At 28.0% G+C, this 13,234-nt stretch carries 13 protein-coding genes; 12 read left to right on the top strand and 1 reads right to left on the bottom strand.

The window, feature by feature from the left end; all coding sequences use genetic code 11:
• Nucleotides 1–23: 23 nt before the first annotated feature.
• From IR152_RS07250 to IR152_RS07225, 6 genes are all read left to right on the top strand, one after another.
• Nucleotides 24–1,652 (top strand): HNH endonuclease family protein, encoded by a 1,629-nt coding sequence (locus tag IR152_RS07250; protein ID WP_227451117.1) that lies wholly within the window; start codon nt 24–26, stop codon nt 1,650–1,652.
• A gap of 106 nt (nt 1,653–1,758) precedes the next feature.
• Nucleotides 1,759–2,088, top strand: a complete 330-nt coding sequence (locus IR152_RS07245) for a hypothetical protein (protein ID WP_227451116.1) — start codon at nt 1,759–1,761, stop codon at nt 2,086–2,088.
• A gap of 73 nt (nt 2,089–2,161) precedes the next feature.
• The gene (locus tag IR152_RS07240) at nt 2,162–2,521 is read left to right on the top strand and encodes a hypothetical protein (protein ID WP_227451115.1); all 360 of its coding nucleotides are present in this window, start codon (nt 2,162–2,164) and stop codon (nt 2,519–2,521) included.
• A gap of 333 nt (nt 2,522–2,854) precedes the next feature.
• Nucleotides 2,855–3,070 carry a DUF3791 domain-containing protein gene (locus tag IR152_RS07235; protein ID WP_227451114.1) on the top strand — a complete coding sequence of 72 codons (216 nt, stop codon included), beginning with the start codon at nt 2,855–2,857 and terminating at the stop codon, nt 3,068–3,070.
• Nucleotides 3,070–3,327 (top strand): DUF3990 domain-containing protein, encoded by a 258-nt coding sequence (locus IR152_RS07230; RefSeq protein WP_227451113.1) that lies wholly within the window; start codon nt 3,070–3,072, stop codon nt 3,325–3,327. Before IR152_RS07235 ends, IR152_RS07230 begins: the two co-directional genes overlap by 1 nt.
• Nucleotides 3,328–3,366: 39 nt before the next feature.
• Nucleotides 3,367–3,597 carry a hypothetical protein gene (locus IR152_RS07225; RefSeq protein ID WP_227451112.1) on the top strand — a complete coding sequence of 77 codons (231 nt, stop codon included), beginning with the start codon at nt 3,367–3,369 and terminating at the stop codon, nt 3,595–3,597.
• A gap of 276 nt (nt 3,598–3,873) precedes the next feature.
• On the opposite strand, the gene srtB is transcribed toward IR152_RS07225, so the two are convergent.
• Nucleotides 3,874–4,578 carry a class B sortase gene (gene srtB, locus IR152_RS07220; RefSeq protein ID WP_227451111.1) on the bottom strand — a complete coding sequence of 235 codons (705 nt, stop codon included), beginning with the start codon at nt 4,576–4,578 and terminating at the stop codon, nt 3,874–3,876.
• A 202-nt stretch (nt 4,579–4,780) separates the two neighbouring features.
• Here srtB and IR152_RS07215 point away from each other — a divergent pair, with 202 nt between their 5' ends.
• From IR152_RS07215 to IR152_RS07190, 6 genes are all read left to right on the top strand, one after another.
• On the top strand, nt 4,781–8,410 hold the full coding sequence (locus IR152_RS07215) for a sortase B protein-sorting domain-containing protein (RefSeq protein ID WP_227451110.1): 3,630 nt from the start codon (nt 4,781–4,783) through the stop codon (nt 8,408–8,410).
• Nucleotides 8,411–8,974: 564 nt separating this feature from the next.
• Nucleotides 8,975–9,118 (top strand): hypothetical protein, encoded by a 144-nt coding sequence (locus IR152_RS07210; protein ID WP_227451109.1) that lies wholly within the window; start codon nt 8,975–8,977, stop codon nt 9,116–9,118.
• 1,040 nt (nt 9,119–10,158) lie between these two features.
• Entirely contained in the window at nt 10,159–11,061 is a 903-nt protein-coding gene (locus IR152_RS07205) for a helix-turn-helix transcriptional regulator (RefSeq protein WP_413927479.1), read from the top strand.
• 78 nt (nt 11,062–11,139) lie between these two features.
• Nucleotides 11,140–11,769 carry a type 1 glutamine amidotransferase family protein gene (locus tag IR152_RS07200; RefSeq protein WP_227451108.1) on the top strand — a complete coding sequence of 210 codons (630 nt, stop codon included), beginning with the start codon at nt 11,140–11,142 and terminating at the stop codon, nt 11,767–11,769.
• Nucleotides 11,770–12,601: 832 nt separating this feature from the next.
• On the top strand, nt 12,602–13,018 hold the full coding sequence (locus IR152_RS07195) for a hypothetical protein (protein WP_227451107.1): 417 nt from the start codon (nt 12,602–12,604) through the stop codon (nt 13,016–13,018).
• Nucleotides 13,019–13,231 (top strand): helix-turn-helix transcriptional regulator, encoded by a 213-nt coding sequence (locus tag IR152_RS07190; protein ID WP_227451106.1) that lies wholly within the window; start codon nt 13,019–13,021, stop codon nt 13,229–13,231.
• Nucleotides 13,232–13,234 lie beyond the last annotated feature (3 nt).

Here is a 13,234-nt window from a genome sequence, read left to right as displayed (position 1 = left end):
AATTTAAAAGAAAAAATCATTAGATGGAAAACTATTTCGATGGAAAGCGGTATGCGGTGAAAGTCGCACGTACCGTTTGGGTCGGGGGAAAAGTTGGAGATAGCATCAAAGATTTACCTATCGACATAGAAGATTTTGATTCTGAAGATCAGAAACAAATAGCTCTAGGAAGAAATAAAACAACACTATCAATTCCTGATTTGGAGTATGATTCTTTTTTCTTTTCAAACATAAGAAAACCTGATTTTCAACGAGAGACAAATGAATGGGATGGAGATAAAATAGCAGAACTTGTAAAAAGTTTTATAGAAGGAGAACTTATACCAGCAATAATACTATGGAAAAGTTCGGGGAATTATATTTTCGTAATTGATGGATCGCATCGTTTAAGTGCACTATCAAGTTGGATAAATGATGATTATGGAGATGGAGAAATTTCATTAAGTTATTATGGAGGAGAAATTCCAGAGGAACAGAAAGAAATAGCTCAAAATACGAGAGAAATAGTTAATTCTAAAATAGGTAAGTTTAAAGATTATAAAATTGCAAATAGAAATCCTGAAAAAGTATCTAAGTATGTATCAGAGAAAGCAAAAGATTTAGGCGCATTAGCACTTCAAGTTCAATGGGTAGAGGGAAATTCTAAAAAAGCAGAAGAATCATTCTTCAAAATAAATCAGAAAGCTACACCAATACATCCAACTGAACTAATGCTTATAAAATCTAGAAGAAAAGCAAATGGAGTAGCAGCGAGGGCTGTTATAAGAAGTGGGACTGGGCATAAGTATTGGTCTAATTTTGGAGAGGACAAGCAAGAAAAGATACAGAGTTTATCAGAAGAAATAAATAGATTATTATTTAAACCTACATATGATACACCAATAAAAACATTAGATTTGCCAATAGGTGGTAAAATATTTTCTAATGATGGATTGACATTAGTATATCAAACTATAAATATTATAAATGGTATAACTGATAAAAATATAGATAAAATTAATGAAGATTTAAATGGTGATCAGACTATTAAGTATTTAAAAAATACAAGAAAAGTATTGCAAAAAATTAATAGTATACACTCTGGATCACTAGGTCTTCATCCTGTTGTATATTTTTATTCACTAAGAGGTAGACATAAGATCGCATCTTATTATGCAGTCTTGAATTTTATCATGTATCTTAATGAAAATAATAGATTTAATGACTTTATTAAAATTAGATCTAAGATGGAAGATATTTTAATAAATTATGAGTTTTTAGTTCAGCAAATAGTCAGAAAACACAGGCAATCTAAGAATGGATATACACATATAAAAGACTATTATATAGCTATTATGGAGAGTTTACTAGATGATAAAACGGTAGAAGATACAGTGGAAAATATTACTAAAAGTAAAGAATTTTCTTATTTAAAGAGTGCAATGAAAGATGAAGAAGAAATAAAAAGTAAAAAGTTCTCAAAAGAAAGAAAATCTTCTGCATTTATAGTAGAAAGCCTTAAAAATGTGAATAGGTGTGCAATATGTGGTGGAATGCTACATAAAGATTCTATCACTATAGATCATAAAGTACGAAAAAGTGATGGAGGATTAGGTACAATGGATAATGCTCAATTGGCTCATCCATACTGTAACTCAACATATAAAAATTAGAAGATTATTAAGTTTAATTATAATTACAAGACTTTAGATATGTAAATCTAAATATGTAAAATGATAGCTTGAGTGTAAATTTAGATGGCATGGGGGTATACAAATTATGTTTTACATAATACCGAAAGATACTTATAAGGATAAAACTGTTGAAGAAATAAATAATATAGTGAAAGAATATTGTATTAAATATCTACATTGTAGAAATTTAGATTTAAGTTTAGTATCTTCAAATGAAAATGGTATTCTATATGAATTGAGTGATAAAGACTTTACCGATTATGATAATCTAGTTTATATAATGTATGAATTTTATAATAGACTATTAACAAGTAAATTCAATATATATATTGCTTTGTATTTAGATGATATTGATTTATTTGAAAAAGGTATACCTGAAAATTACGTTGTTTTGCAAGAAGAGTTACTTATTTAAAAATATGACTATTGAAGAGAAGAAAATGAAGTTGAATGATTACATATAAAGAAGAGATACAGAAGATAAAGATATGGTAATAATAGATCCATATCTAATTCCTAGAAATTATAATGATGAATTCAAAGAATTATTTAAGTATATATTAAGTATTTCAAAATTTTCGAGCCCAAGTCTTATTGTTGACAGGTCAGCATTTAATAGCGATTTATGCGACGAATTAATAGATGGATTTCATGATAAAGTAAAAATATATTATTCAAGTGATTATCATGATAGATTTTGGATATCGAGTTCTCATAAAGGTTTTAAAATAGGAACATCTGCTAACGGAGTTGGTAAAAAAATATCTTCTATTAATCGTATTGATGATTATGAGATTAATCAATTGGTGACACTTCTAAAAACTAAATTTGATGATATAAACATCTAATAACTAATAGTAGGTATGATTTCTACGAATCGTCTCCATCAATTTTGAAAAAATGATGAAATACTTGGAAATACTAGTCTTTATTGACTAGTATTTTTTATTTTGGTGATGAAATCTACTAACTGTACTCCAACCACAGAAAAAGAGGTTTTTTTGAGGGTATATTGGGGTGCATTTAGGGTGTATAAAAAGCCTTTATTTATTATGATATTAGGTAACATAGAATTTTAATATCTACTTTATGATATAATATTTTTATAAATGTAAAACGGTTTAAGTTGTTAATTAATAAAAATATATATTATATAAGTTTGATAGGAGTTGAGGTTTGTAATGGATGAAAGAAAACTAGAATTTTCTATTTTTTGCATTGAAGCTTTAGCAGAAAAGTTGAATATAGATTCAGAAGGAGTTTATAAACTTCTTAAACATGATACTGATATTTTAGATAACTATATAATACCTTGCTATGAAGCACTACATTCTCAAAGTAAAAGTTATATAGTGGAAGATTTAATACAAGTGCTTAAAGAAAAGGGCGTGATGTAATGATTGTATATCATGGTTCATACTGTGTGGTGAAAACGCCTAATATTATCTTCTCAAGAGATTCTTTAGATTTTGGAAAAGGATTCTATTTAACTATTATAAAAACACAGGCAATTAACTGGACAGAACGTTTTAAGAAAAGGGGTAAAAAAGCATATTTAAATAGCTATTCTTTAGATCTTGATGAATTAAAAAAAAGCTGTAATGTAAAAATATTTGATAGTTATAATTATAACCAATCAAAATGTAATAGATAAATATTTAAAGTTTAGATGTGAAGAGGAGGTATAGTGCTTATGGAAGCAAATAAAACATTATTACAAATACTATATAAAAAAATCATATTAGAATTTTCTAAACATACAGGAAAAAGCTTGGAAGAAAGTATGGATTATTTATATACTTCTGAAACATATAAACTTATAAGTGAGGGCATATCAGATATGCATTGTAAGGGTCATATATACTTAGCTCAAGAGTTAATGCTAGAAAATAGATTAATGTATCATAAAGGCTATCCAAGATAAACGGTAATGTAAAATAATTTGTGATTCAAGGTTAATAAAAATCTTCTTTATGGCAATGATTTAAATATAATCAAATGTCATAAAGGAGATTTTTTATGAATACTTTAAGAAAATAATTAGTCAAAGAAATTATATCAGACGGAGAATTTACAAAATCTGGAGATATAAGTAGCTATCTAATTTTTACCTCCGAAAGTTTAATATGGATATTATTCCAAGCTTACCAATTTTATATTCAAAAAAACTGTAGGTAAGTTTTTATTTACACAAACCTATTCACAGTTTTTTTGAAATTAATTTAGCATGAACTATAGTACGAGCATCTTTAAATTCATAGTTACAAGTATATAAAGTTATAATTTTATCTGAAATATCTACCTTTATATCAGATTTGTGTACTGATCTTTCGGTTATATAATTCAAATAATCTTTAAACTCATCATTACTATTAAAATGTATATTTAAATAATCTCTGTTAATTAAGTCAGCAGTATATACTGAAAAAATTTCATAAGTATAAGTTTGTCCTTTATATTCTATTTCTACTAAGTTATTTTCTTTGAAAAATGCTTCATCAGTATAGTTTTCTAGCTGACCAAACATAGTTTTATTTTTCATATAATGACCATAGACTATTAAACTCTTATCATTTTCAAAATTATTTCTATAATCCATGAAAATACTACCTGAAGGAAGAGAATTTTTATAAAAATCATGAGTTAGGTAGAAATCATTATTATATCCTTGTACTACAGGATAGTCTATATTTGTATTGTTTATTTTAAGCCAGAATCTATAATCACTATTTTTATCATAAAGTTCTTGATGTTTACTATTATTATTGCTAGTGTTTTCTCTGAGTTCAGTATATATTTCATCAGCCTTTTTATACTCAGATAATTTTATGTAAATCGAAAGGATGGAGAAAATTAGTGTAATAATGCAAATAATGTTTATTAATATTTTTATTAGTTTTTTCAATTAATCACCCCCTGTATTATTATATAAAAGATTAAATAAATTTTGTAGAGTTAAAATTTTTATTGTAGCTATTTAGCAAATAATAAATACTTATAATAGATAAATGTGAAAAAGACAGAATCTTCATTGACAAATATAAGTTGTAAGTGTATATTAAAACTTATTAGAGTGTATATTAAAATTTATTAGAGGGGGGGAATTTATGCAACGAAAAGGTAAAAAGAAAGCACTATCAATGATTTTAAGTATCTCGATAGGACTTGGCTCAGTTGCACCATTTAATGTATCAAATGCTTTCGCAGAGACTATAGAAGAAAGTACTAATGCAGGAAGTGCAGGAGAAGATGCTAATGCAGGAAGTGCAGAAGAAGATGCTAATGCAGGAAGTACAGGAGAAGATGCTAATGCAGGAAGTGCAGAAGAAGATGCTAATGCAGGAAGTGCAGAAGAAGATGCTAATGCAGGAAGTAAAGAAGAAGATGCTAATGCAGGAAGTGCAGGAGAAGATGCTAATGCAGGAAATGCAGAAGAAGATGCTAATGCAGGAAGTGCAGGAGAAGATGCTAATGCAGGAAATGCAGAAGAAGATGCTAATGCAGAAGAAGATGTTAACGCAGAGGAAGATGTTAACGCACAAGAGGATAATTCTACAGGAGACTTTAAAATTAGTGGTGGAGAAATAAATGTTGATTTTAAATTTGAAAGCGGTGTTTTAACTATTCTTAGTGGAGAACAAATGGTAATTCAAAATAATAATCCAAATATTTCAACAGACCATAGGATTGTTATACCTAAAGATGTAAAAGCAGAACTAATATTTAATGGAGTAAATATTATAACAAAATCTAATAGTCCATTTACTTTAACACCAGAAAAAGGTGGTGGTGCATATGCACATATTATATTACAAGATGGTAGCAAAAACATACTAAAGTCAGGTGATCAACTTTATCCAGGTATAAGAGCAGGAAAAAGTACCACTCTAATTATTGATGATTCTATTGTAAATAGAGATATTGAAGGAGAGTTTATAGTTCCTGAAAATGGGAGAATTCCTAGAGATGTAACTCTAGAAAATGGGGATAAGCTAAAAAAAGGAGATCGCCTTACACTACTAGATAGTAAAAATAGTGGGCGTTTAACAGCTGTCGGAAATTATTATGCTGCAGCTATTGGTGGTGGAGATACTGAAAATGGAGGAAATATTATCATTAATGGTGGTATTATAAATGCTACAGCTATGGAAGGAAGTAATTCTGGATATGGAGCTGGAATAGGGGGAGGTGGTATCGGTGATGGTGGAGATATCACAATCAATGGTGGTACTATAACTGCTAGAGGCGCATACCATGGAGCTGGAATTGGTGGCTCGTACTATATGTCAGGAGGTAATATATTAAGTCCATCAGTAGTAGATCGTGACAAAGGTGGTGGTTATAGTGGAAATATTACAATTAATGGTGGACTTTCCTATTCATATGGAGGGGCACATGGTAGTGCATTCGGAGATGGATGCGTTAATCCAGGAACAAATAGAGGATATCGTGTAATTGTAACTGGAGGAACGGTTTTACCTTATACGACAGGAGTAGGATATTGGATTTTTGACCTAAGTGCTACAACAGGAGATGTTATAGTAACAGGTGGTTCATTAAAAGCAACAACATTCAAAAGTAATGGTAAAACAGTTGCATACGGTGACTTAGAAAAGAAAACAAAAGTTTTTATGAGCAAAGTATCTTTAAAGTATTTAGGGCTAGATAAAGTTAATACTAAACTAGTCGATGATTTTACAATGCAAATTAATGGAAAAGATTATCCTTATGGAGCGCCTAGTTATACAGATGATCAAGGGATTCTTTACTTATGGTTCTCTGATAAATTTACTGGATCTGAAGTATCTGTTAAGTTAGTTATTATAGATAAAGATACTGGAGATACTATAAAATCAGATACTTTTTATATTAAAAATATAGGTCCAAGTACTCCATTTTTAAAGCAGTATGAAAAATTTATTATTGATGAGATAAATATTCCACCAGGTTCGATTAATAAAAGATACGATGGATTACCATTTGAAAAAGACCAAGAAAAAGCATTTTTAGATTGGATATTAAAAGATGGTATTCCAGTAACTAATCCTAAAGGTGGAAAACTCACAGATGGAACATATATGATTATTAGTTCTCAACGTTTAAATGAGGAAACGATGGAACCAGATACAAATTTAGGAAGTGCTGACCTTACAGAACAAGCTGATGTTGGAAAATATCAATTAATCATTACATCGACACAGTATGCTAGTATAGCTCCTTTTAATGAGGCTTATTGGGGGCATAGATCACATTATAATTATGCAGAAATTACTCCTGCTGATACAGAAACTTCATTAGTTGTAGAAACGCCTAAAGTCAAAACTGATATTTTTAAACCAGTAGATACGTTTACATTAAATGCTACTGTTTCACCTGATAAGAAAGAAGGGCCAGATTGTGCCTCTCCAAAAGGTTATGTGCAATTCTATATTAATGGAAAGGAATATAAAGATCCAGTAGAATTAAAAACTCATGATAAGGTTAGTGAGAGTCATAATTATAGTACTGCATCTATTGAATGGAGACCTTTAGATAGTAATCATCATATTCTTAATACTGAACAAACTATTACTGTAAAATATATTGGAGATGATATAAATTACACTAAAGATAGTAAAGATGAAAAGAAGTTAAAGTTAGATATTACAAATGTAGATATAGATGGAGATGGTATTCCGGATATCAACATAGATACTGATGGGAATGGAAAGCCAGATATCAATATAGATACAAATGGTGATTGGAAGCCAGATATTAACATAGATACTGATAATACAGGTGAATGGAAACCTAGTACAGAAGGTGGAAATGGAGATGGTATTTGGAAACCTGATACAAATATAGATACTGATGGAGATGGAAAACCTGATACAGATTATAATCGTCCAGCAATAGATGCAGATAATGATGGAGTAGATGATTATTGGAAGCCTGATAAAAATGTAGATACTGGTTCAGGAGGTTATGATACAGGTAATCCAGATCCAGATAACCCGAATCCAGATAATGGTGGAAATAGCAAACCGGATCCAGATAATGGTGGAAATAGCAAACCGGATTCAGGTAATGGTGGAAATAGCAAACCGGATCCAGATAATGGTGGAAATAGCAAACCAGATTCAGGTAATGGTGGAAATAGCAAACCGGATCCAGATAATGGTGGAAATAGCAAACCGGATTCAGGTAATGGCGGAAATGGCAAACCGGATCCAGATAATGGTGGAAATAGCAAACCAGACATAGATATAGATACAGATGGAGATGGAAAACCAGACATAGATATAGATACAGATGGGGATGGAAAACCGGATATAAATATAGATACAGATGGAGATGGAAAACCAGATATAAATATAGATATAGATGGAGATGGAAAGCCGGATATAAATATAGATACAGATGGAGATGGAAAACCAGATATAAATATAGATATAGATGGAGATGGAAAACCGGATATAGATATAGATGGAGATGGAAAACCGGATATAGATATAGATGGAGATGGAAAACCGGATATAGATATAGATACAGATGGAGATGGAAAACCGGATATAGATATAGATGGAGATGGAAAACCGGATGTAAATATAGATACATATGAAAGTTTAGATAGTAATGTAGGTCAAAATGTACAAACAGGAGATCAAAGCAATATGATGCTATATTTAGCATTAATGTTCATTAGCTTATTTTATTTGATTAAAGATCCAATAAATAAATACTTAAGACGTAAATAACATTTATTGTGTATATATTTATTTTATTGGATAAACTATAGTGGCTATAGATAGATTTGTGTAAATAAAAATCTATTTATAGTCATTTTTGTATTCAACTTTAAAGTTTTGAAATAATTTTCATATAGAAAAGAGAGTTTTTTGTAAAAAGAGATTAATGGAATTGATATCATTAATTCAATTCTAGTAACTATATTTAGAAGATGATTTTAAGATATGTATAGTTGTTTTTATTAGAATGATAATTTGTAAATACAAGTGCAATACTCAATATTATGTTGAGTCTGGAAATATGATTTTGTATTCTTCAGATAAAAATTTGAATTTAAAATGATAATTGGTACTAATTTATGGAGGTTGTGTTAAAAAATCATAGCCTTTATTAGGTAATTTTTTCAGTTTTATAAAAAACAATACCCATCTGATATAAAAAATAGATTTTTTTAAATTCATATCCTTTATACTATTAAACCATTAAAGATGATAATCTTCCTCATAATATATTTATGGAAGAAAGAAGATTTAAACTTATTGTAATAATATCCAAAGGAGGTAGCTGAAAAAGTGAATAATATTGTCAGTGTTCTTGATGAAAACTATAGATATAACAGAAAATTAACAGATTATAGTGGATATGTGTGTATAGTTGAGTTGAAGGTAAGGAAGAAGTACAGTTTTTTAAAGAGTATTTTAAATCAGATAGATTAAAAAGATTATTAGAAGAATTTAGTAGGGAATGTATAAAGGTGAAGTAAATATCTACAGTTCAACACTATACTTGTTATCTAGTGAATGTAGTATAACTGAATATCTAGAAATAAAGAAACTGAACATTTACTTAAATAATCATATACAATATATCAATGTATATGATTATTTTCAATTCAGAAAGATGTAGGAAAAAGGTGAATTAATAATAAGAAAACATCTTTTAAAAGAGGAGATATAGTTTTTTAAAATTAACAAAAAAAGTAGTACTTTATATGAAACTAGAAAAAAAGTAATTCTTATGATACTTATAGATTAGTAAGGAGCTTTTTAGTAGATAGTGATAGAGAAAAGTTTGTAGTAGTATGTTTAGGGACAAAGAGTTAACCAGTTAGTATAGAAGTTGGAAGTATAGGGAATATAAACTCAGTGCTAATATATCCAAGAGATGTATTAACTAATGTTTCTAAAGTAATATACTTCCACGACTATCTGTCGGGTAACATTAATTTTAGCAAGAAGATGGAGTTATAACTAACAAGCCACAAAAATGTAAATAAATACTAGGTATTTAATTAGTATATTATATTGTTGTTGAGGATGATAATAAATATTTTAGTTTTAAAGAAAAATTTAAAATATAAGCATTTTAGCTTAAATAAATTAGGCTAAGACTTTTTCTATGTTCTAAACAAATTAAAACAAAGAAGTTTTAATTTGAGACCGAAAGGTTTTTAAAAACTAATATATATCTTAAACTAAATATTATTTGTAAAATCTTTGAAAAAGAAAATTGATATATGACAAGAAGTGTAGCTGAAAATATATCAGCTAGATATACTACTATGGAATCTAATAGATAACTTAACTATAAAAAAAGACTATCTATAAATACTTGAAATAGACCTTAGTAGAAATTATTATCAGTTTACTAATATTTTTTTGTAAAAAATTAATCAAAAAGTTATATAATAACTTTATATAACAAATAGAAAGAGGTGAAACTACATGGCTAAAATTGACAATATGATGTCTATACTGTGGATGAACAGATAGCTGAAAAATTAGAAATAAATATAAGAACAGTATATCGATATATTGATGTACTTTCTGCGAGTGGAGTACCTATAATTTCAGATACAGGTCATAATGGTGGGTATAGCCTTTTAAATAATTTTACTAAAGCACCTCTTTTTTTTGATATAGAAGAACAAAAAGCTCTACTTCATGCAGTTCTACTTGCTAAAAAAGAAGGATACTTCTTAGATGAAGTATTAGATAAAGCGACATTAAAGTTAAAAATGTATTCAAATCAAAAACAAGAAGATATTTTAACAAACCATTTAATAGCTCTTGAAGTAATAAAACCAATTGGGAAAGTATCTATAGAATCAGTACTTAAAAAATTGGAGAATAGTATATTAAAGGAGCTATCTGTAGAAATCAACTATCATACAGCTCGTAAAACAAAATCAAAATATAGAATTATAAATCCATATGGAATTGTTCATTGGAATAATAATTGGTACGTAGTTGCCTTTTGTAATATGAGAAATGAGATTCGTAGTTTCAGAGTGGATAGGATTAGTGAAATCATAGAAACATCAAATACATTTAACAGACCAACAGAATTTTCATCAAGTGAATTTTTTATAAAAGGGATTATGCCTGAAATAAAAGATGAACAAAGTATAATTCAATTAGTTGTAGAAGGAAGTATAGATTCTTTAGATAGTTTAAGCCAACATTGGTTTTTAGGACACTACTTGAAAGAAAGAACACCTAATAAAATAATATTTATGCTTGAAGAGGAAGTAATATGCAAGTACATACCAAATATACTTTTACCTTATAGAAAGACAATACAAGTAATTGAACCACTAAGCCTTAAGAAGAAAATAATTGAAGATTTACTAGAATTAATTGATTATTATCAAATTTAATAACTTAACTGACTGAATATGTCAGTTAAGTTATTTTACAATTAGATATATAAATTAATTACATGAGGAGTAAAAAAGATGAAAAATAGAAAAGTATATATGTATGTATTTGATACCATGTCAGATTGGGAAGTGGCATATTTAACTGCTGAATTAAATACAGGAAGATATTTTAAAAAAGGATTAAAACCACTAAAAGTAATTACTGTAGGAATTGATAAAAATCCTATTATAACAATGGGTGGGTTAAAAGTTTTATCTGAAATTACAGTTGATGAGCTTAATATGGAAAGTAAAGATTTATTAATTTTACCAGGGGGAAATACTTGGTTATCTATGAATCATGAGATAATATTAGAAAAAGCTAAAGAAGCTTTAATACAAGATTCTATAGTTGCAGCCATATGTGGAGCTACGTTAGGTCTAGCTAAAAAAGGGCTATTAGATTTTAGAAATCATACAAGTAATGACTTAGAGTTTCTTAAAATGGTAATACCAAATTACTCTGGAGAAAAATATTATAAAACGGAATCTGTAGTTAGTGATGGAAATTTAGTTACAGCTTCAGGAATTGCTCCGTTGGAATTTACATTTCAAGTATTGAAAATTTTAGAGGGTTTTGAATCAGAAGCATTAAATTCATGGTTAAATCTTTACAAAACTCACGACTCAAAATATTTTTTTGAACTAATGAATTGTAACAAATAAATTTAAAATTTATTTTTCAATTTAATGTAGTATAGCATTGTGATATAAAGGACAAAAAACTACAATCTGGTGGAATAGAGTAGTGGTTTCTAATATAGATTTCTTTTTAGTGAACTTAAATTTTATTTGAATTTAAATTCTAAACTACTTTCTCTATAGCCAATAGATAAGTATTAAAAAATTATCGTATATATAATTAGTACTTACAGCAACACAAATAGAGCTAATAACTCCTATAATAAAATTTATCATTAGTTACATATAGAATAAACCTCCTTTCTGATTACTATAGGAACTAGGATTGTATGAAGTTACCACTCATAGATTGCAGTTTTTCTGTTGTATCATAGCATAGAATAATAAATTCATTTAAAATTTTATTTTAAATTTAGAATTTGCATATAGATAAATTGTGGGTATTATTCTGACGATTCGTCTTCAATAATTTTAAAAAAAGAATGATAAAATACTTGAAAAGACTAGTCTTTATTGACTAGTCTTTTTTATTTCAGTGATAAAATCTATCAACTATACTTCAATTACAGAAAATGAGGTTTTGAGGGTATATTGGGATGTATTTAAGTTGTATAATTATAAATTTCAATGTTATATGCTCATTAGAATAATAGTTAGTAAATGATATAATTGAGATAATAGATGCAATAAACTAATTTAGTACTGTATTGTAATGTTTATTATAAAATCTTTTATAAACTACATTTATAAAGATGTTATTGAATATTTTCAATATTCTATCGCAATTTATTTGGAAAAGTTATATATTTATAACATAAGGTGTTATAAATATATAACTTTTAAGGAGTGATTTTATATGTGTAAATCAGAAACTGGTGTAAGAGCAAAGCTTATCCTGGAGTTGCTTGTAATAACTTATTTTTTTATAGCTGTATTAGCCACTAAGTATATTTTTAAAGGTTCAAGCACTGCTTCTCTTCCAGGGCTGAGTTGGCTAATAATTTTCGGATGTTATTCAATTTATAATAAAAAATACAATGATTTAGTTGACGAATCATCTGAATTTATACTATCAAAGGTTAATAAAATTGCAATAAAAATAATGATATATTCTATAGTAATAATATCTATTTTCTTTGCAACACCTTATACAAGTAATATAAATATATCAAACGTGGATACAGGTATAATCCCCATTGCAGTTTTATTTATACAGTCTTTATCTAAATTAGTGTTGTATATATACTTTGATAAAAGGGGGATATGTAACTAAGTGGCAATATTGATGAAAACAAAAATTAAAGAATACAGAGAAAAACTCCTTATGACGCAAAATGAACTTGCTAAATTAGTTGGGGTAAGACGTGAGACTATTGTACACTTAGAAAATGGAAAATATAATCCTTCTTTGAAGTTAGCTATGGATATCGCTAAAGTATTCAATACTACAGTAGAAAATTTGTTTGAATTTATTGAAGAAGAATAGTGG

Source organism: Clostridioides sp. ES-S-0108-01, from assembly GCF_020662285.1.
Classification (GTDB): domain Bacteria; phylum Bacillota; class Clostridia; order Peptostreptococcales; family Peptostreptococcaceae; genus Clostridioides.
The sequence above is the reverse complement of the archived record's forward strand: the minus strand, read 5'-3'. Positions and strand labels throughout refer to the sequence as shown.

What these genes read in the sequence shown, in the direction of transcription:
- IR152_RS07235 (WP_227451114.1), top strand. Translation starts at nt 2,855, where the DNA reads ATGGATGAAAGAAAACTAGAATTTTCTATTTTTTGCATTGAAGCTTTA.
- IR152_RS07215 (WP_227451110.1), top strand. Translation starts at nt 4,781, where the DNA reads ATGCAACGAAAAGGTAAAAAGAAAGCACTATCAATGATTTTAAGTATC.
- IR152_RS07250 (WP_227451117.1), top strand. Translation starts at nt 24, where the DNA reads ATGGAAAACTATTTCGATGGAAAGCGGTATGCGGTGAAAGTCGCACGT.
- IR152_RS07225 (WP_227451112.1), top strand. Translation starts at nt 3,367, where the DNA reads ATGGAAGCAAATAAAACATTATTACAAATACTATATAAAAAAATCATA.
- IR152_RS07240 (WP_227451115.1), top strand. Translation starts at nt 2,162, where the DNA reads ATGGTAATAATAGATCCATATCTAATTCCTAGAAATTATAATGATGAA.
- IR152_RS07200 (WP_227451108.1), top strand. Translation starts at nt 11,140, where the DNA reads ATGAAAAATAGAAAAGTATATATGTATGTATTTGATACCATGTCAGAT.
- IR152_RS07195 (WP_227451107.1), top strand. Translation starts at nt 12,602, where the DNA reads ATGTGTAAATCAGAAACTGGTGTAAGAGCAAAGCTTATCCTGGAGTTG.
- IR152_RS07230 (WP_227451113.1), top strand. Translation starts at nt 3,070, where the DNA reads ATGATTGTATATCATGGTTCATACTGTGTGGTGAAAACGCCTAATATT.
- IR152_RS07245 (WP_227451116.1), top strand. Translation starts at nt 1,759, where the DNA reads ATGTTTTACATAATACCGAAAGATACTTATAAGGATAAAACTGTTGAA.